The organism is Pseudomonas sp. SBT1-2 (assembly GCF_028640875.1).
In the GTDB taxonomy this organism is placed as follows: Bacteria; Pseudomonadota; Gammaproteobacteria; order Pseudomonadales; family Pseudomonadaceae; genus Aquipseudomonas; species Aquipseudomonas chlororaphis_I.
Map to the genome: position 1 here is coordinate 52,614 of NZ_JAQZAA010000086.1, position 18,226 is coordinate 70,839.

Annotated in this window: 16 protein-coding genes and 1 pseudogene; 8 read left to right on the plus strand and 9 right to left on the minus strand. The window is 63.4% G+C overall.

Annotated elements, in window-relative coordinates:
- Window positions 1-144 precede the first annotated feature (144 nt).
- The gene (gene metE, locus PVZ78_RS18050; RefSeq protein ID WP_273829019.1) at window positions 145-2,457 is read right to left on the minus strand and encodes a 5-methyltetrahydropteroyltriglutamate--homocysteine S-methyltransferase; all 2,313 of its coding nucleotides are present in this window, start codon (window positions 2,455-2,457) and stop codon (window positions 145-147) included.
- 108 nt (window positions 2,458-2,565) lie between these two features.
- On the opposite strand from metE, the gene metR reads away from it, so the two are divergent.
- Window positions 2,566-3,483 carry a transcriptional regulator MetR gene (gene metR, locus PVZ78_RS18055; RefSeq protein ID WP_009050584.1) on the plus strand — a complete coding sequence of 306 codons (918 nt, stop codon included), beginning with the start codon at window positions 2,566-2,568 and terminating at the stop codon, window positions 3,481-3,483.
- 33 nt (window positions 3,484-3,516) lie between these two features.
- Here the strand turns inward: metR and PVZ78_RS18060 are convergent, their stop codons facing one another.
- The 4 genes from PVZ78_RS18060 to PVZ78_RS18075 form a co-directional block, all read right to left on the minus strand.
- Window positions 3,517-4,026, minus strand: coding sequence for a GNAT family N-acetyltransferase (locus PVZ78_RS18060; protein ID WP_016703451.1), 510 nt, complete (start codon window positions 4,024-4,026; stop codon window positions 3,517-3,519).
- A 39-nt stretch (window positions 4,027-4,065) separates the two neighbouring features.
- Window positions 4,066-4,704: a LysE family translocator gene (locus PVZ78_RS18065; protein WP_009050586.1), complete on the minus strand. Its 639-nt coding sequence runs from the start codon at window positions 4,702-4,704 to the stop codon at window positions 4,066-4,068.
- Window positions 4,705-4,731: 27 nt separating this feature from the next.
- Window positions 4,732-5,166 carry an NUDIX hydrolase gene (locus tag PVZ78_RS18070; protein ID WP_016703452.1) on the minus strand — a complete coding sequence of 145 codons (435 nt, stop codon included), beginning with the start codon at window positions 5,164-5,166 and terminating at the stop codon, window positions 4,732-4,734.
- Between the two features lie 237 nt (window positions 5,167-5,403).
- The gene (locus PVZ78_RS18075; protein WP_016703453.1) at window positions 5,404-5,676 is read right to left on the minus strand and encodes a type B 50S ribosomal protein L31; all 273 of its coding nucleotides are present in this window, start codon (window positions 5,674-5,676) and stop codon (window positions 5,404-5,406) included.
- A gap of 234 nt (window positions 5,677-5,910) precedes the next feature.
- On the opposite strand from PVZ78_RS18075, the pseudogene PVZ78_RS18080 reads away from it, so the two are divergent.
- From PVZ78_RS18080 to PVZ78_RS18095, 4 genes and pseudogenes are all read left to right on the plus strand, one after another.
- Window positions 5,911-6,101: pseudogene (locus PVZ78_RS18080) on the plus strand (response regulator transcription factor); the annotation flags it as partial.
- Between the two features lie 129 nt (window positions 6,102-6,230).
- Complete coding sequence (locus PVZ78_RS18085; protein ID WP_028683290.1) at window positions 6,231-7,850, plus strand: FMN-binding glutamate synthase family protein; 1,620 nt, start codon at window positions 6,231-6,233, stop codon at window positions 7,848-7,850.
- Window positions 7,851-7,918: 68 nt separating this feature from the next.
- A complete protein-coding gene (locus tag PVZ78_RS18090) occupies window positions 7,919-8,203 on the plus strand; it encodes a putative quinol monooxygenase (protein WP_028683291.1) in 285 nt (94 codons plus the stop codon).
- 73 nt (window positions 8,204-8,276) lie between these two features.
- On the plus strand, window positions 8,277-8,573 hold the full coding sequence (locus PVZ78_RS18095; RefSeq protein WP_016703458.1) for a cupin domain-containing protein: 297 nt from the start codon (window positions 8,277-8,279) through the stop codon (window positions 8,571-8,573).
- Between the two features lie 12 nt (window positions 8,574-8,585).
- Here PVZ78_RS18095 and PVZ78_RS18100 read toward each other — a convergent pair whose 3' ends face one another.
- From PVZ78_RS18100 to PVZ78_RS18110, 3 genes are read right to left on the minus strand one after another with little or no spacing between them, the layout of a single operon-like run.
- On the minus strand, window positions 8,586-10,094 hold the full coding sequence (locus tag PVZ78_RS18100; RefSeq protein WP_028683292.1) for a glucosyltransferase domain-containing protein: 1,509 nt from the start codon (window positions 10,092-10,094) through the stop codon (window positions 8,586-8,588).
- 1 nt (window position 10,095) lies between these two features.
- Window positions 10,096-11,037, minus strand: coding sequence for a glycosyltransferase family 2 protein (locus PVZ78_RS18105; protein ID WP_009050594.1), 942 nt, complete (start codon window positions 11,035-11,037; stop codon window positions 10,096-10,098).
- Window positions 11,034-11,408 carry a GtrA family protein gene (locus PVZ78_RS18110; RefSeq protein WP_038634831.1) on the minus strand — a complete coding sequence of 125 codons (375 nt, stop codon included), beginning with the start codon at window positions 11,406-11,408 and terminating at the stop codon, window positions 11,034-11,036. The genes PVZ78_RS18105 and PVZ78_RS18110 overlap by 4 nt, the downstream gene beginning before the upstream one ends.
- 370 nt (window positions 11,409-11,778) lie before the next feature.
- On the opposite strand from PVZ78_RS18110, the gene PVZ78_RS18115 reads away from it, so the two are divergent.
- Window positions 11,779-12,375: a papain-like cysteine protease family protein gene (locus PVZ78_RS18115; protein WP_009050596.1), complete on the plus strand. Its 597-nt coding sequence runs from the start codon at window positions 11,779-11,781 to the stop codon at window positions 12,373-12,375.
- 10 nt (window positions 12,376-12,385) lie between these two features.
- Window positions 12,386-12,985, plus strand: a complete 600-nt coding sequence (locus PVZ78_RS18120; protein ID WP_009050597.1) for a hypothetical protein — start codon at window positions 12,386-12,388, stop codon at window positions 12,983-12,985.
- Window positions 12,986-13,114: 129 nt separating this feature from the next.
- Here the strand turns inward: PVZ78_RS18120 and PVZ78_RS18125 are convergent, their stop codons facing one another.
- Window positions 13,115-14,536 carry an amino acid permease gene (locus PVZ78_RS18125; protein WP_038634833.1) on the minus strand — a complete coding sequence of 474 codons (1,422 nt, stop codon included), beginning with the start codon at window positions 14,534-14,536 and terminating at the stop codon, window positions 13,115-13,117.
- 577 nt (window positions 14,537-15,113) lie between these two features.
- Here PVZ78_RS18125 and PVZ78_RS18130 point away from each other — a divergent pair.
- Window positions 15,114-18,221 carry a transglycosylase domain-containing protein gene (locus tag PVZ78_RS18130; RefSeq protein ID WP_273829020.1) on the plus strand — a complete coding sequence of 1,036 codons (3,108 nt, stop codon included), beginning with the start codon at window positions 15,114-15,116 and terminating at the stop codon, window positions 18,219-18,221.
- Window positions 18,222-18,226 lie beyond the last annotated feature (5 nt).

Consider the following 18,226-nt stretch of genomic DNA (forward strand, 5'->3'; position numbering starts at 1 on the left):
TCAGCATCGTGCCCCGGCCCACTGTAGGAGCGAAGCTTGCTCGCGATGGTCGTGAACGATGACGCGGTGTTCCTGAAGCAGCGCGGCGCCTGTCGGCTCATCGCGCGCAAGCTGCGCTCCTACAGGGATTGGCGTTGGCCGGGATCAGGCCTGCTGGTTACGCAACTGACGGGCGGCGGCGACCATGTTGACCAGGGCGGCTTCGGTTTCCGGCCAGGCGCGGGTCTTCAGGCCGCAGTCGGGGTTGACCCACAAACGTTCGGCGGGGATGCGCCGGGCCGCCTTGCTCATCAGTTTGACCATCTCGGCGGTGTCCGGCACCCGCGGCGAGTGGATGTCGTACACCCCCGGGCCGATGTCGTTCGGGTAGTCGAAGGCCTCGAACGCCTCCAGCAGCTCCATGTCCGAACGCGACGTCTCGATGGTGATCACGTCGGCATCCATGGCCGCGATGGCCTGGATCACGTCGTTGAACTCGCTGTAGCACATGTGGGTGTGGATCTGGGTGTCGTCGCGCACCCCAGAGGCGGTCAGGCGGAAGGCTTCCACCGCCCAGTCCAGGTACGGCTGCCAGTCCGCCCGGCGCAGCGGCAGGCCCTCGCGGAATGCCGCTTCGTCGATCTGCACGATCTTGATCCCGGCCTTCTCCAGGTCCACCACCTCATCGCGCAGCGCCAGCGCCAGTTGCCGGGCCTGCACCTCGCGGGACACGTCCTCGCGGGGGAAGGACCACATCAGCATGGTCACCGGTCCGGTGAGCATGCCCTTCATCACCTTGTCGGTCAGGCTCTGGGCGTAGCTGATCCAGTCCACCGTCATGGCCTGCGGGCGGCTCAGGTCGCCGTAGATCACCGCCGGTTTCACGCAGCGCGAACCGTAGCTCTGGACCCAGCCGAAGCGGGTGAACAGGTAGCCGTCCAGTTGCTCGGCGAAGTACTCGACCATGTCGTTGCGCTCGGCCTCGCCATGCACCAGCACGTCCAGCCCCAGGCGTTCCTGGACCTGCACCGCGTGGCGGATTTCGCAGCGCATGGCGTCGGTGTAATCGTTGTTCGACAGCTTGCCCTGCTTGAATGCCTGGCGCGCCAGGCGGATCGACGCGGTCTGCGGGAACGAACCGATGGTGGTGGTCGGGAACACCGGCAGCTTCAAGCGGGCGTGCTGCTGGGCAATGCGTTGGGCAAAGGGCGAGTGACGCTGGCTGTCGGCGGCGCTGACCGCCTTGAGCCGCGCCTGGACCTCGGCCTTGTGAATGCGCGGCGATTGCGCGCGGCTGGCCTGCACCTGGCGGCTTGCGGCCAGGGCCGCCTGCACCGCCGGGGCCTGGGGATCGTTCAGGGCGTCACGCAGCACCGAGATTTCGCCGCATTTCTGCACGGCGAAGGCCAGCCAGCTTTTCAACTCGGCATCCAGCTGGTCTTCCCGGGCCAGGTCCACCGGGCTGTGCAGCAGCGAGCAGGAACTGCTGACCCACAGGTTGTCGCCAAAACGCTCCTGCGCCGCTTGCAGCTGCTGCAGCGCCTGCTCCAGCTCGCAACGCCAGACGTTACGGCCGTTGACCAGGCCCACGGAAAGAATCTTGTAGGTCGGCAGGCGATCGAGCACCTGGGTCAGTTGTTCCGGTGCCCGCACGGCGTCGATGTGCAGGCCGTCCACCGGCAGGCCGACGGCCAGCCCGAGGTTGTCCTGCAGGCCGCTGAAATAGGTGGCCACCAGCTTTTTCAGCGGCGAGTACTGGAGGATGTGGTAGGCCCGCTCGAAGGCGCCCTTCCATGCCTGCGGCAGGTCGAGGGTCAGGATCGGTTCGTCGATCTGCACCCACTCCACGCCCTGGGCCTTGAGGCGGTTGAGGATTTCACCGTAGACCGGCAGCAGGCGCTCCAGCAGCTCGAGCTTGTCGAAGTCATTGCCCTTGGCCTTGCCCAGCCACAGGTAGGTCAGCGGACCGATGATCACCGGCTTGGCCCGATGACCCAGGGCGTGGGCTTCGTCGACCTCGTCGAACAGCTGCTCCCAGCTCAGCTTGAACGACTGGTCGGCGCTGAATTCCGGGACCAGGTAGTGGTAGTTGGTGTCGAACCACTTGGTCAGTTCCTGGGCGTACTGGGTCTTGGCCTGATCGCCGCCACAGCAGCCAGCCGAGGCACCGCGGGCCATGGCGAACAGGGTGTCGAGGGTCGGCCGGCCCTGGGCGTCCTTGCTGCTGTCGAAGCGCTCGGGAACCACGCCGAAGGCCAGCGAGTGAGTCAGCACCTGGTCGTACCAGGCGAAGTCGCCCACCGGCAGCAGGTCGATGCCGGCGTCCTTTTGCAGCTGCCAGTGCCTGGCCCGCAGCTGGCGTCCGACGTCTTGCAGCGCCTGCCGGTCGAGGTCGCCCTTCCAGTAGGCTTCGAGGGCTTTTTTCAGTTCGCGGTCGGCGCCGATGCGCGGAAAACCAAGGGTGTGGGCCAAGGCCATGGGTGGGTTCCTCCCGGTAAAAGATGGCGCTATTGTCGACAGCCAAGCCAACATGAGACAAACTCAACCTTTTCGTGTTGATCACAAAATTTACTCATGGAGACCCTGGTGCTCGAAATCCGTCACCTGAAGACCCTGCACGCCCTGCGCGAAGCCGACAGCCTGGTCGAAGCCGCCGAACGCCTGCACCTGACCCAGTCCGCCCTGTCCCACCAGTTCAAGGAACTGGAAGAGCGCATGGGCATGCCGCTGTTCGTGCGCAAGACCAAGCCGGTGCGCTTCACCAGCGCCGGCCTGCGCCTGCTGCAACTGGCGGACGCCACCCTGCCGTTGCTGCGCGCCGCCGAGCGGGACATTTCCCGCCTGGCCGGCGGCACCGCGGGCCGCCTGCACATGGCCATCGAATGCCACAGCTGCTTCCAGTGGCTGATGCCGACCATCGACCAGTTCCGCGATGCCTGGCCGGAAGTCGAGCTGGACCTGGCCTCGGGTTTCTCCTTCGCCCCGCTGCCGGCCCTGGCCCGCGGCGACCTGGACCTGGTGGTGACCTCCGACCCGGTGGAACTGGCGGGCATCACCTACGTGCCGCTGTTCACCTACGAAGCCATGCTGGCGGTGGCCAACCAGCACCGCCTGGCCAGCAAGCCCTACATCGTTCCGGAAGACCTGCTCAGCGAAACCCTGATCACCTACCCGGTGGAGCGCGACCGCCTGGATATCTTCACCCGCTTCCTGGAACCGGCCGACATCGAGCCTGCCCAGGTCCGTACCTCGGAACTGACGGTGATGATGATGCAGCTGGTGGCCAGCGGCCGTGGTGTGTGCGGCATGCCTCACTGGGCGCTGCATGAATACAGCTCACGGGGTTATGTGAAGGCCAAGCGCCTGGGGGAAAAAGGCCTGTTCGCCACGCTGTACGCGGCGATCCGTGCCGACATGCTGGATGCGCCCTATATGCGCGACTTCCTGCTGACCGCCAAGGACACTTCGTTCTCGACCCTGGACGGGGTCAGCGCGGTACGTTGAAAAGCCGCATCAGCCTGGAGGAGTGGGGGAAATTCAGAGAGGGGAGACGACTTCACGCCACAGGTGAAGCTTGTCGAAGTACTCGACGCCCACCCGCACCGCCAGTGGCTCCAGGCCGAACTGGACGAAACCGCAGCGCTGGTACAGCGCCAGGGCTGCGTCGTTGCCAGCGGTGACGGTCAGTTGCACCAGCCGCACCCCGGGGCGTTGGCGTGCCTCCCGCAGCAGCGCCTGGACCAGCCGGTAGCCCAGGCCGCCGTGGCGATAAGGCTGCGCCACATACAGGCCGAACAGCGTGGCCTTGTGCCGGGCTTTTTCCCGGACCTCGAACGCCAGCCCGACAATGCCCACCAGCTCGCCCCCCTCAAAGGCCCCCAGCAGCAGGTCCAGTGGGCTGCTCAGCCGCGACTCCCACCAACTCAGGGGCATCGCCGCGCGTTCGGCGACGCTGGAGGTAAAAGCCTGCGGGTGCCGTTCATAGGCTTCGAGCATCAGCGCGCGGTAGGCGGCGGCGTGACTGGCATCGAGGTGCTGGATGGACATGGTTGGTCGAGGCCCCGGGCTCGCGGGTGAATAAAAGGATCAGGCCGTCTGGCGTTGTTCCAGCAGCAGACGCACCGCCAGCCCGGCCAGCACGAAGCCCATGAAATAACGCTGGGTCGCCAGCCACAGCGGGTTGTGCACGAACCAGGCGGCGATTCCCGAAGCGAACAGCGCGATCAGCAGGTTGACGCTGAAGCTCACGCTGATCTGGGTCAGGCCGAGGATGATGCTCTGAGTGAACACCGAACCGTGTTCCGGGCTGATGAACTGGGGAAAGACCGACAGGTAGAACACCGCGATCTTCGGGTTCAGGGCGCTGGTGAGAAAACCCATCAGGATCAGCTTGCGCGACGAGTCCGGCGGCAGCTGCTGCGCCTCGAACGGCGAACGCGCGCCCGGCTTCAGGGCCTGCCAGGCCAGCCACATCAGGTACAGGGCGCCGACCCACTTGAGCACTTCATAGGCCACCGGCACCGCCATGAAGACCGCGGTCAGGCCGATCGCCGCGGCGAACAGGTGGACGAAGAAACCGGCCACCACGCCGACCAGCGAGGTCACGCCTGCCCGGCGGCCCTGGCAGATCGAACGGGAAATCAGGTAGATCATGTTGGGGCCGGGGGTCAGCACCATCAGCAAGGCTGCGGCGATGAAGATCAACATGTCGTGAAGGGGAATCATGATGGGCAATCCTTTGTCCTTGAAAAATCAGGCCGAGGCCAGTTGCGAGGCGCGATAGAACGGCAAGATCAGGTCGCGTGTCAATGGGGCCAGGGTGAGCTCGTCGCCAGCCTCCGGATCGATCCAGCAGACCTCCTCGATTTCCGCCGCGGGCCGGACCTCGTCGGTGTCCAGATCGAGGCGAAACAATTCGGCCTCGACCACAAAACCCGGCTCGTTGGCCGCCGGTGCGCAAAAACGTCCCAGGTAACGGGCATCGGCCGGGTCGATACGCAACCCGAGTTCCTCTTCCAGTTCACGGGCCAGGGCCTGGGCCGGCAACTCGCTCGGCTCGATCTTGCCGCCTGGCTGCATGAAGGCCTGGGTGCCGCGCTTGCGCACCAGCAGGGTACGGCCGTCGGGGCCGATCAACAGGGCCGCGGCGATACGGATAAGGGGGGATGTGGCGCTTGAAAGAGTCATGAAAAACCTGGATCGGTTACGCGAGGCGGCAAGGATCCCATGACTGGCGAGTCGTCGTCACGACACAGTCGGCCGCTGTTTTTTCCATACACCCGGCGCCTCGGGCGGCGGGACGAAGCGCTGGCCACCCAGGCCTTCCATGGACAGCCCGGAATAGAGAGGGGAATAGAAAAGAGGATGCCGCCCGCTCCTACAGCGATGCAGGAACGAGCGGGTACGCGGCAAGGGCCGAGGCCCTCAAGCGTTACCGGTCTTGCCGGACGAACCGAACGACGCGAAACGCTTGTTGAAGCCGGCGATCCGCCCTTCGGACTGGGTCTTGCGCTGCTGGCCGGTGTAGACCGGATGCGAGGCGCTGGAGACGTCGAGGGCGACATAGGGGTAAGTGTTGCCATCGCTGTGGCGCTGGGTGCGGTCGGTGTCCACGGTGGAACCGATCAGGAAGTACACGTCGGCGGCGGTGTCATGGAACAGCACGGTGCGGTAGGCAGGATGGATATTGGCTTTCATGGGAGTCTCCAGGGGATAGCTAAGGCTAAATTGCGTTATACAGTAACATTATTCAATTATGGAAACGAGAACCAGTTGCAATAATGAAAGCTGTCAATCGCCCTCGGCAACGCCCGGCTCCAGGCGCTCACGCTTGCCCAAAGCGCTCAACGAACAGCCACGCGGGTGTTCGCCGAATGCCGGGGCAACTGGCGCAATCGCCTGGAAGATTCGCTGCAACGCCTCAAGTGCATGCAATTGACCGCCCGCGAACTGGAGAGGTCGGGCACTTGATGCTCAGCGGTTGCTCCAGCAAGGAGATCGCTCGTAAGCTGCAAACCTCTGCCGAAACCGTGAAAGTCCATAAGAAACACATCTACGACAAGCTGGGCATCAAGTCCCGGTCCGAGCTGTTTTGGATTTTTCTCCAGGCGCAGAATGCCTGACGCCTGAAGCTGCCATGTGCGCACAGCTGCTGCGCCACGGCCGTTCTCTACAACAACAAGATCGTTGGCCACACAAGAAGAATGAGTACCCAAAAACGAAATCTATAGAGTCCGAACCAAGGAAACCGTATGAGCCTGTCCCTCCTGAGCCGCTACGCCTTCTTTGCTGCCTGCGTGATTTTCACCCTCGCCAGCTTGCCCTTTCTCGAACATGACTGGCTCTGGCCATTCACCCTGGTCACCTTCCTGCTCAGCCTGCTGGGCATTTTCGACCTGCTGCAAAGCCCTCACGCGGTGCGCCGCAACTACCCGATCCTGGGCAATATCCGCTATCTGGTGGAAGGTATCCGCCCGGAAATCCGCCAGTACCTGCTGGAGTCCGACAGCGACGCCCTGCCCTTCTCCCGGGCCCAGCGCTCGCTGGTCTATTCGCGGGCCAAGAACGAAAGCGCCGACAAGCCGTTCGGTACCCTGATCGACGTCTACCAGTCGGGTTTCGAATTCATCGGCCACTCCATGCGCCCGGCTCCCCTGAGCGACCCGAGCACCTTCCGCGTCACGGTCGGCGGCCCGCAGTGCAAGCAACCCTACTCGGCCTCGGTGTTCAACATCTCGGCCATGAGCTTCGGCTCCCTCAGCGCCAACGCCATCCGCGCCCTCAACCAGGGCGCCAAGCTCGGCAACTTCGCCCATGACACCGGCGAAGGCAGCATCAGCCCCTATCACCGGGAAAACGGTGGCGACCTGACCTGGGAGCTGGGCAGCGGCTATTTCGGTTGCCGTACCAGCGACGGCCGTTTCGACCCGGAGCGTTTTGCCCAGCAGGCGCAGAACCCGCAGGTGCGGATGATCGAAATCAAGATGAGCCAGGGCGCCAAGCCCGGCCACGGCGGCATCCTGCCCAAGCACAAGGTGACCCAGGAAATCGCCGACACTCGTGGCATCCGCATGGGCGAGGACTGCATCTCGCCATCGAGCCACAGCGCCTTTTCCACGCCGATCGAGATGATGCATTTCATCCAGCAGTTGCGTGAGCTGTCCGGCGGCAAGCCCGTTGGCTTCAAGTTCTGCCTCGGCCACCCGTGGGAGTTCATGGGCATTGCCAAGGCCATGCTGGAAACCGGCATCCTCCCCGACTTCATCGTGGTCGACGGCAAGGAAGGCGGCACCGGCGCGGCACCGGTGGAATTCACCGACCACATCGGCGCGCCGATGCGCGAAGGCCTGCTGTTCGTGCACAACACCCTGGTGGGCTTGAACCTGCGCGACAAGATCAAGCTCGGCGCCAGCGGCAAGATTGTCAGCGCCTTCGACATCGCCAGCGTGCTGGCCATCGGCGCCGACTGGGCCAACTCGGCGCGCGGCTTCATGTTCGCCATCGGCTGCATCCAGTCGCAAAGCTGCCACACCAACAAATGCCCGACCGGCGTCGCCACCCAGGACAACCTGCGCCAGCGCGCGCTGGTGGTGCCGGACAAGGCGCAACGAGTGTTCAGTTTCCACCGCAACACCCTCAAGGCCCTGGCCGAAATGCTTGCCGCCGCGGGCTTGAATCACCCGTCGCAACTGGAAGCCAGGCACCTGGTGCGACGCATGTCGGCCACCGAGATCAAGCTGTTCTCGCAGCTGCATGTGTTCCTCAAGCCCGGCGAACTGCTCACCGGCGCGGTCACCGGCGAGTTCTATTCACGCATGTGGCAGCTGGCGCGCGCCGACAGCTTCGAGCCCAACAGCGAAGCCGCGGCCTGAGCAGCCACCCTCGACGCCCCGCCCGCGTGGCGGGGTGTTATTCATCGATAGGCAAAGGACGCAAACCCGTGCTCAAAGTCATCGCCGAAGACTTCATCAAACCCGAACACCTCGACACCGTGCGCCCCTGGTACGCCGAACTGGTGGAGAAAACCCGCCAGGAACCGGACTGCATCGCCTACGACCTGTTCGTCGACCAGCAAGACCCGGGGCACTTCATCTTTATCGAGCAATGGCCAGACCGCGCGGCGCTCAAGGCCCATTGCCAGACCGAGCACTTCACCCGCCTGGTGCCGCAGATCAACGCCTTCCAGGCCAGGGAATGCCGTGTGCTGCTGATGGACGAGTTCTGAAAAAACGCCCCCATGATGCTTGACCGGACCACCGAAAGCAGACCGCAGCACCCCTGACTTTTGGGAGTTCCACATGCCATTGCTGTCATTCGATTCGCTGTCCAGCCAGTTGCCCACCAGTTGGAAGTCCTCCGTGGTGGGCCAGGTCGGGCCGGCGCGCATCAAGGTGCTGCGCATGGACCAACAGGCCCACGCCGAAGAAAGCCACGACTACAACGAAGCCCTGCTGGTGACCCATGGCTGCCTGCGCCTGGGCATTGCCGGCAGTGAGGTGAGGGTGAACGCAGGCCAGATGTACCTGGTCGAAGCCGGGCTGCCTCATGCGGTGCTGCCCGGCAGCCACGGCACCCTGGTGATTATCGATATCTAGCCTGACTGGCGCTCACCAATGCAGCGTCTTGATCGGCGCCGGTTCCTTCATGACGATAAAACCGTAGTCCCCCAGCAGGTAGATCCGGTAATAGCGGCTGTCCACCAGCGGTGGATAGCCCTGGTAACCGGCCAGGGTCGCATTGCGCCGCTCCCTTTCCGCGACCACGTTGGCAATGCCCACCTTGGGCAGGTTCTCCGCCAGCATGAAGAAGTCGATATTCAGCAGGTAGTGCAGCACCGGCATCTGCTTGAACGAGCCCGCGGCCGCCAGCAGCCAGTGATCGGAATAGGTCACCGACATATAGATGCGCTTGGCCTCGCGCAACTGTGGGTGGCTGGTGATGTCGCGCTCAAGGCTCGACAGCGCGCTGGCCGCCAGGGTTTTCTGCACTGTCAGCACCCGGCCATAGGCGAACGACAGCGACAACATCGCCAGCAGCGGCACCATCAGCAGCAGCGGCAAGCGCTCATGGAGCGCCGCCAACGCCAGGTGGCTCAGATAGAACAGCAACACCAACAGCAGCGCGAAGCCCATCAAGGTCCGGGCGCCTTCATTGAAGTCGCGGAAAAACAGCGCGATCCCCGACACCAGCACAATCACCAGCGGCAATGCCAGCAGGCAGACCAGCGCCATCACGACCTTTTTCAGGCCGCTGTCCGGCCGCTTGAACAGGTTCATCCCCAGCCGCACGCAACCGGCAAGGGCACACAGCGCCAGCGCGGCGAACACCCAGGCGAACCCGCCGTGAAACAGCAGCACGACTTTTTCCAGCACCCTGCCAATGTTGACCTGCAATTGCAGCAAGGGCTGCGCCGACCAGTTCAACAGCAAGGTGCGGGTCTGATCCATGAAGGGGTAGGCGGTGACGCAATAGATCATCCAGCCCAGGGCCGCCTGGGCGATCTTCCAGCCGATCATTTCCCACCAGCGCGGCCAGGCAGTCTTGTCATTGGCGCCGCGGATCACCTCCAGGCAGCACAGGCCCAGGAACACGTTGATGCTGATCTGATACAGCCCGATGGCCAGCGCGACCAGCAAGGCCGGCACCAGCCATTGCAGCACGCGGTACGGGTTGCGATAGGTGATGGCGAAGATCACCGCCACCAGGCTCAAGGCCATGGCCGGGCCGTCGTACTGATACGACAGGTTCTGCAGAAAGAACGGGTTGTACCAGAGCGGCAACAGCACCATGCAGCAGGCCGCCGTCGGTTGCGGGTAGTAATGGAAAGTCAGGCGGGTCAATGCCGAGGCCATGGCGAGCGTGGCGATCAGCAGCGGCAAGGGAAAGATGTTCGGCGCAGCGCCGCTGAAGGTCAGGGCGTTGTAGAACAGTTCGGTAAACAGCCGCCCCTGCTCCGTCCAGGCGGTGCCGGCCGACAGCGAACGCCAGTTGTCATCGATATAGGGAAAGTCGGCGAGGATCAGCGGCAGCACATACAACATGGTGGCGAACAGAAAAAACAGCCAGACCTGGCGGCGTCCGAGTTCCCCGCTGAGCAAGCTGCCCATTCTGTCCATGCTAGAGCCCCAGGCGGTCTTTGCCGCCGATGACGTCCTTGATCACGTAGCGCGGCCGATGCTTGGCCTCGATATAGATACGCCCGACGTACTCGCCGAGAATGCCGATGCCGATCAACTGCACGCCGCCGAGAAACAGAATGGCGGTCATCAACGAAGGGTAGCCGGGCACGCTGTTGCCGAAGAAGATCTTGTCCAGGACCATGTACACCGCGTAGAGCACGGCGAAAATCGAGATGCCGCCACCGACGTAGGTCCACAATCGCAACGGCACGGTGCTGAACGAGGTGATGCCTTCCAGCGCCAGGTTCCACAGCTTCCAGCCATTGAACTTGCTGTTGCCCGCCACCCGCCCGGCGCGCTCGTACTCCACCACCACCGTGGTGAAGCCGGCCCACGACAGCACGCCCTTCATGAACAGCTGGTGCTCGGGCAGGGTGCGAATCACATCGACCACCTTGCGATCCATCAGCCGGAAGTCGCCGACGTTTTCCTCGATCCGGGTGTAGGCGATCCGGTTCAGCAGGTGGTAGAACAGCGCCGCGCTGCAGCGCCTCAGGTAACTGTCGGCGGCGCGCCCGCGGCGTTTGGCGAGCACCACATCGGCGCCCTTCTGCCACTCCTCGATCAGCCGCGGGATGACGCTGATCGGGTCCTGCAGGTCGACGTCCATGGGAATCACTGCATCGCCAGTGGCGTGTTCCAGCCCGGCGAACAACGCCGGCTCCTTGCCGAAATTGCGCGAAAAATTGATCAACAGCACCTGCTCGTCCACCTGCGCCAGGGCCTTGACCTCCTCGGCCGTGCGGTCGGAACTGCCGTCGTTGATAAACACGATCTCGACTTCGCCCTGCTCGAAGCGCAACTCGCGACGCACCGCCTGGTAGAACAGGCCGATGGCCTGCTCTTCATTGAAGACCGGAACGATCAGCGAGATCTTCATGGCTCACACTCGCGGAACACCAGGTACTTGGCGAACAGAAACCCCGCCACCAGGCTCAGGGCGGAAAACACCAGCACCGTCAGCAAGCCGGGCAGCCGCCACACATCCCCGGCATGCCCGACACCCAGGCTCAGCGCGCCCATGCCGCCCAGGAACAGCAGATAACCGCCGACTGACCTCCTGGCGGCGAAGGTGAAGCGCGCGTTCATATAGAAAGAAAACGACGCCGCGACGCAAAAGGCCGCCAGGTTGCTGAGCGCCTGGCTGAGGCCCGCCACCAGGCTCAGCAAGAAGAACACCAGCCAGTGGATAAAGGTGTTGGCGATGCCGATCACCGTGTATCTGGAGATTCCCTTCCATAAGAGTCTCATGGGTGACTCTCCCGCGTTGAATATCGCTCAACTTGTATGGCAGGTTTTTCTGCCCATCGATTGGCGAAATCGCTGATCCAGCGCTCTTTCAGACGTGCGGCATCCAAGCCGGCCGGCATGGGCCGTTGTCGTGCAAGCCGCCTCCCTGGCCTCTCCTCGCCTGGCTGCTTGCCCGCAACAAATTGCATCAATGCATAATTTAATTTGCACAAATGCATATTACGACTAAGGTTACCCCTGAGCCCGACCGGAGCAGGCCATCGAGGATGGCGAACCCCGCAGGCCGGTCACGGGCCTCAGAAAACCGCTTCATCGCAATACGCAACAACGACACAAGCTGGACGCTTGTTTTCACTCATGGAGGATGAAAATGTTAACCCTTGAAGACACACCCTTTACCCGCACAGGTCCTGCGCAAGCACTGCCACAGTGCCTGGTCGGCACCCTGCTCGATGCCGGACTGAGCGAAGTCGACGACAGCGCGGAACACGCCGCCCTGGCCGCCAGCCTCAACTTCAGCATTCAGCAGCAAACCCAGACCAACTGGTGCTGGGCCGCGCTGTCGGCCTCGGTCGGCAACTATTACCGCACCGGTTCCTGGACCCAATGCGGGGTCGCCAACGCACAACTGGGGCGCAATACCTGCTGCAACCAGCCGGGGCCGTGCAACGTGTACGGCTACCTGGACTCGGCCCTGCAAACCACCCGCAGCTTTGGTGGCATGAGCCAGGGTTCGATCCAACTGTCGGCCATCGACAACCAGATCAACATGGGACGCCCCGTCGGCCTGCGCTGTGCCTGGTTTGGCGGCGGCGCGCACTTCCTGGCGATCTATGGCACCAACGGCAGCTACCTGCTGATTGCGGATTCCATCTACGGTTATTCGACCCGCGCCCTGAACACCTTCCCCCGTTCGTACAACGGCGGCGGCAACTGGACCACCACCTACTTCACTCGGAAAAACTAAGGAGGGCAGCATGCAACTGACTTATCCCAAGGCACCTGCCAACGGCGCTCAGGTACTGCGCCCGGCTCTCCAGGCCGCCCTGCAGAGCAAAGGTTTCGGCGTCAACCGCCAGTTCGCCCAGGCCACCGCCAGTAAAGTGAGCCTGTCCGAGCCCTACCGCGGCTACTCGCTGAGCCTGGAAGACCTGGCCCAAGGCAAAGGCCTGCAACAGGCGACGCTGGGGGACTGGCATTACCTGGTGTTCAGCGACGGGGTGTCGATTGCCGACGCCCAACTGGCCGAGATCGCTGGCCAGGTCGAGTTCTCGTCCCTGAACCACGGCGCCCTGGCGTCGGCCACGGTCAACGCGCTGAACCTGGCGGAACAGGCGCCGCACCTCAAAGGCCGGACCTTCGAGCTGCGGGTGTTGTTTGTCTCGGCGCTGCAGGTGGTGGCGATCTGGCTGCACGCCAGCGACGAAGACGTGCTGATCCCGATCGAGCCGACGCCCAAGCACCTGGCGAGCACCAAGCTGTACAGCGAGGCCGCGCTGCTGGCCTTGCTGGCGCCCGCCGCCCAGCGAGCGAAAGCGGCGTTCGATGCGGACACCACCGGGCTGTTGGGGAGCTGACCGCGCACCGGCGATCGAGTTGCGGTGAACGGAGGGTCACAACACTAAAACCTGGAACCGCAGCAATATCGCCCGCATAAAAAAGCCCCGGTCACTGACCGGGGCTTTTTGTGTTATCGCCTGATGGGGTTACGACGCCGAACGCACCGCACCCTGCTGGGCATTGTTCGGTTGCAGCTTGAACAGGTAGAACAGCACCGTCAGCAGCACCAGGAACGCCGGGCCCACATACAGCGCCACGCGGGTGTCCGGGAAGTAGGCCATCAGCCCCACCACCAGCACCAGGAACGCCAGGGCCAGGTAGGAACTGATCGGGTACAGCCACATGCGGTATTTCAGGCCGGCACGTTCCGAGGCGCTCAGGCCTTTGCGGAACTTGAGCTGGGCCAGGAGGATCATCACCCAGGTCCAGATCGCGCCGAAGGTGGCGATGGAGGTCACCCAGACGAACACCTTCTCCGGCACCAGGTAGTTGAGCAGCACACCCAGCAGCAAGGCGAAGATCGACAGCAGCAACGCGCGACGCGGTACGCCGTTGTTCGAGGTCTTGGCGAAACCAGCCGGGGCCTGGCCATTCTGCGCCAGGCTGTAGAGCATGCGCCCGGTGCTGAAGATGCCGCCGTTGCAGGACGACAGCGCGGCGGTGATCACCACGAAGTTGATGATGCCGGCGGCGGTCTTGATGCCCAGGCGCTCGAAGGTCATCACGAACGGGCTGCCCTGGGTGCCGATTTCGTTCCAGGGGTAGATCGACAGGATCACGAACAGCGCGCCCACATAGAACAGCAGGATGCGCCAGAACACCGAGCCGATGGCGTTGGGAATGGTCTTCTGCGGGTTCTTCGCTTCACCGGCGGTGAGGCCGATCATCTCTACGCCCAGGTAGGCGAACATCACCATCTGCAGCGACATCAGCACACCGGTCACGCCGTTGGGCATGAAACCGCCGTGGGTCCACAGGTTGGAAATGCCCAGCGCCACGCCGTCATTGCCGAAACCGAAGGCGATGATGCCGATGCCACCGATGACCATGGCGATGATGGTGACGATCTTGATCAGGGCGAACCAGAACTCGAACTCACCGAAGGCCTTGACCGCGATCAGGTTGATCGAGCCCATGCTCACCAGGGCCGCCAGGGCCCAGATCCAGCGCGGCACATCGGGGAACCAGATGCCCATGTACACCGCCACCGCGGTGATTTCCGCGACGCAGGTCACCAGCCACAGGAACCAGTAGTTCCAGCCGGTGAGGAAGCCCGCCAGCGGGCCCAGGTAGTCTTGCGCGTAACGGCTGAAGGAACCCGCGACCGGGTTATGCACGGCCATCTCGCCGAGGGCGCGCATGATCACCAGAATCGCCAGGCCGCCGAGGATGTAGGACAGCATGATGGCCGGACCGGCCATTTCAATGGCCTTGGCCGAACCGAGGAACAGGCCGACACCGATACAGGCGCCGAGCGCCATCAAGCGAATATGCCGTTCGCCGAGTTCGCGTTTCAGCGGGCCGCCTTGAGCGGTCTCGCCTTGGGGCAGGTGGTTGCCAACTGGCATAGGGTACAACCTCATCTTGTTATTGGATGTGAGCCACCGAGTCTGTAAGGCACGGACGGATAACCCGTACCTGCCAGATCGGATCGACCTTGTGGGCCGACACGTCTTGTAGGACAAATCCTGCAAGATCAGTGGGGCGTGCAGTATAAAAAGCTGACGGCAGGCTTTTTCACTCTATAAACAGCTAAATTCAGAGAGAAATCTCGGTATCTTCGGGTTTTGCGGAGTGGCATTACCTGGATTTTTTGCCGTTTGTCATTTTTGAACGGCGCCGAGTATTGCACAGCCATGGTGCAGCGTCATGCCCCTACCTAGGACCTATTTACCGGTCGTGATGGCTCTATCTCAGGCTTCTTTCGCCTCGCCCCCCCTGTAGGAGCGAGCTTGCTCGCGATGGTCGTCAACGATGACGCGGTGTATCCGAAGCATCGCGGCGCCCTCGGGTTTATCGCGAGCAAGCTCGCTCCTACAGGGGGAGGTGAATGCTTTCAGGTCGATCACAAATTTTTCACCATTGCCCACCACCGTCTAAGCTTCAGACAAGTCCGATCAATTTGCGTGAATGGATCAGTCGACTATGGGTGCTTTGCGACAGACCGATTCGAGTAAAAATGTAGTGCCAACTGATCGCGTGGAAGAAGCGCCTATCCCTGAAAAGTCCCATTCCAGCCGGCTTTGGTGGCGGCTGTTCTGGCTATTGCTGCTGATGGCGCTGGTCGCCCTCGGCTTTGCCGCGTCCAAGGAAATGCGCACCTCGAAACTGCAGGCGCGCGAACTCAGCAAGTTCGCCGCGGACCTGAACTACGCCATGGCGCCCGGGCCCAGCGATGCCATCGTCTACCCCGGCGCCGGCCCCTTCGACAAACGCCTGGGCTACAGCGCCCTGGATGATTTCCTCGCGCGCCTGCTCAAGCGCGGTTACGTGGTGGAGGCCCAGACCCGCTTCTCCCCCGCCTTGATGAACTACAGCGAAAACGGCTTCTTCGTACCCTATACCGAGAAGATTCAGGCCGGGCTGTCGATCACCGATTGCCGCGCGGCGCCGCTCTATCAATTCAAGTACCCGCAACAGCTCTACTCGAACTTTGCCGCCATCCCGCCGGTGATGGTGCGCAGCCTGTTGTTCATCGAGAACCGCGAATTGCTCGACCCCGACCAGCCCCTGGCCAACCCGGCGGTGGACTGGCCGCGCTTCGGCAAGGCTGCCTGGTCACAGGTGGCCAAGCTCCTGCACCTGCCCGGGCAGACGGCGGGCGGCAGCACCCTGGCGACCCAACTGGAAAAGTACCGGCACTCGCCAGACGGCTTGACCGTGTCCGGCGCGGAAAAGCTCCGGCAGATGATTTCCGCCAGCGTGCGCGCCTACCAGGGCGGCCAGCAGACCCTCGAGGCGCGGCGACGCATCATCCGCGACTACCTCAACAGCGTGCCGCTGTCGGCGGTGCCCGGCCACGGTGAAGTGCACGGCATGGCCGAAGGGCTGCGGGTCTGGTATGGCGCCGACTTCGCCCAGGTCAACGAGCAGCTGGCGAGCACCGCCAGCGATCCGCAGAGCCTGGCGCAACGTGGCCTGGCCCTGCGCCAGGTGCTGTCGTTGATGATCGCCCAGCGCCGGCCTTCGCATTACCTGTCCAAGGGCCGCCGGGAACTGGCCGAACTCACCGACAGCCATATCCGCCTGCTGACCCAGAACGGTGTGATCGATACGCCGCTGTCGGCCGCCGCCCTGGCCAGCAAGGCCACCTTCCGCGACTGGGTGCAGGAACCGACGATCCAGCCGATCGAGACCAACAAGGGCATCAGCGTCGCCCGCAGCCGCCTGGCCGGCCTGCTCAACCGGCCGCTGTACGACCTCGACCGCCTCGATCTGTCGGCCACCAGTACCCTGCAAAGCGACCTGCAACGCCAGGCCACCGAGTACCTCAAGCACCTGGCCGACCCGGTGTTCGCCGGCGAGATCGGCCTGCTCGGCGAACGCCTGCTGACGCCGACCAGCACCACCCAGGTGCGCTACAGCTTCACCCTGCTCGAACTGACGCCGGACGGTTCGCGGGTGCGGGTCCAGACCGATAGCACCGACCAGCCCTTCGACATCAACGAAGGCAGCAAGCTGGAGCTGGGCTCCACCGCCAAGCTGCGGGTCCTGACCACCTACCTGCAGATCATTGCCGAACTGTACGAGCAGTACGGCGCCGAAACCCCGGCGGTGCTGAAGAAAGTCGAGATCGCCGAACAGGATCGCCTGAGCCGCTGGGCCGTGGACTACCTGATCCAGAACAACGATCGCAGCCTGCCGAAAATGCTCGAGGCGGCCCTGGACCGCAAATATTCGGCCAGCCCCGGCGAGAGCTTTTTCACCGGCGGCGGGCTGCACACCTTTCATAACTTCCGCAAGGAAGACAACGGCCGCATGCCGACCCTGCGCGACGCCCTGCGCGAGTCCATCAACCTGCCCTTCATCCGTCTGATGCGCGACCTGGTGCGCTACAGCACCTACGCCGGCCCGAGCAACAGCGCCAACCTGCTCAAGGATGACGGCGACCCGCGGCGCCAGGAATACCTGGCCAAGTTCGCCGACCGCGAGGGCACTTCCTTCCTCCTGCGGTTCTGGAAGAAGTACCGCAACAAGGACACCCAGGCGCGCCTGGACACCTTCCTCGACAGCATGCACCCGACGCCGATCCGCCTGGCCGCCGTGCACCGCTACCTGCTGCCGGAAGCCAGCCAGGAGAGTTTCAACAGTTTCATTCGCTCGCACCTCAAGGGCGCCAAGCTCACGGAAAAACTCACCGACGAACGCCTGGACAAGCTCTATTACAGCTACGGCCCCGGCTCCTACGACCTGCCCGACCAGGGCTATATCGCCAAGGTGCACCCGCTGGACCTGTGGCTGCTCGGCTACCTGCTGAACAACCCCGACGCCAAGTTCAGCGAGATCGTCAAAGCCAGCGAATTCGAGCGCCAGGAGGTCTACAGCTGGCTGTTCAAGAGCCGGCACAAGAGCGCGCGCGACAGCCGTATCCGCACCATGCTGGAGATCGAGGCGTTCCTCGACATTCACCAGCGCTGGCAGAAAGTCGGCTACCCCTTCGACCATCTGGTGCCCTCGCTGGCGACCGCCATCGGCAGCTCCGGCGACCGCCCCGCGGCGCTGGCCGAACTGGTCGGCACCATCCTCAACGACGGCGTGCGCATGCCGACCCTGCGCATCGACAGCCTGCATTTCGCCGCCGATACGCCTTATGAAACCAAGCTGGTCAACGACCCGGCCGAGGGCAAGCGGGTGATGCCTTCGCAAGTGGCCACCGCGCTGCGCGGCGCCTTGTCGCAAGTGGTGGATGCCGGTACCGCCAAGCGCCTCTCCGGCAGCTTCAAGCTGGCCGACGGCACCCCGCTGGCCATGGGCGGCAAGACCGGCACCGGCGACAACCGCATCGAGGCCGTCGGTTCCGGCGGACGGATTCTCAGTTCGAAATCCATCAACCGCACCGCCACCTTCGTGTTCTATATCGGCGAACACCACTTCGGCACCCTGACCGCCTATGTACCGGGCGCCTCGGCCCAAGGCTTCAAATTCACCTCGGCCTTGCCGGTCCAGGTGCTCAAGGGCATGGCGCCGATCCTCACGCCGTACCTGCAACCGGGCAGCAACACCCAATGCCTGGGCAGCCTGGCGCAACGCTGAATCCT

What these genes read in the sequence shown, in the direction of transcription:
- PVZ78_RS18060 (WP_016703451.1), bottom strand. Translation starts at nt 4,026, where the DNA reads ATGTCCATCCAGCACCTCGATGCCAGTCACGCCGCCGCCTACCGCGCG.
- PVZ78_RS18100 (WP_028683292.1), bottom strand. Translation starts at nt 10,094, where the DNA reads ATGGACAGAATGGGCAGCTTGCTCAGCGGGGAACTCGGACGCCGCCAG.
- PVZ78_RS18095 (WP_016703458.1), top strand. Translation starts at nt 8,277, where the DNA reads ATGCCATTGCTGTCATTCGATTCGCTGTCCAGCCAGTTGCCCACCAGT.
- PVZ78_RS18105 (WP_009050594.1), bottom strand. Translation starts at nt 11,037, where the DNA reads ATGAAGATCTCGCTGATCGTTCCGGTCTTCAATGAAGAGCAGGCCATC.
- PVZ78_RS18130 (WP_273829020.1), top strand. Translation starts at nt 15,114, where the DNA reads ATGGGTGCTTTGCGACAGACCGATTCGAGTAAAAATGTAGTGCCAACT.
- metE (WP_273829019.1), bottom strand. Translation starts at nt 2,457, where the DNA reads ATGGCCTTGGCCCACACCCTTGGTTTTCCGCGCATCGGCGCCGACCGC.
- PVZ78_RS18125 (WP_038634833.1), bottom strand. Translation starts at nt 14,536, where the DNA reads ATGCCAGTTGGCAACCACCTGCCCCAAGGCGAGACCGCTCAAGGCGGC.
- PVZ78_RS18120 (WP_009050597.1), top strand. Translation starts at nt 12,386, where the DNA reads ATGCAACTGACTTATCCCAAGGCACCTGCCAACGGCGCTCAGGTACTG.
- PVZ78_RS18110 (WP_038634831.1), bottom strand. Translation starts at nt 11,408, where the DNA reads ATGAGACTCTTATGGAAGGGAATCTCCAGATACACGGTGATCGGCATC.
- PVZ78_RS18070 (WP_016703452.1), bottom strand. Translation starts at nt 5,166, where the DNA reads ATGACTCTTTCAAGCGCCACATCCCCCCTTATCCGTATCGCCGCGGCC.
- PVZ78_RS18085 (WP_028683290.1), top strand. Translation starts at nt 6,231, where the DNA reads ATGAGCCTGTCCCTCCTGAGCCGCTACGCCTTCTTTGCTGCCTGCGTG.
- PVZ78_RS18075 (WP_016703453.1), bottom strand. Translation starts at nt 5,676, where the DNA reads ATGAAAGCCAATATCCATCCTGCCTACCGCACCGTGCTGTTCCATGAC.
- PVZ78_RS18065 (WP_009050586.1), bottom strand. Translation starts at nt 4,704, where the DNA reads ATGATTCCCCTTCACGACATGTTGATCTTCATCGCCGCAGCCTTGCTG.
- PVZ78_RS18115 (WP_009050596.1), top strand. Translation starts at nt 11,779, where the DNA reads ATGTTAACCCTTGAAGACACACCCTTTACCCGCACAGGTCCTGCGCAA.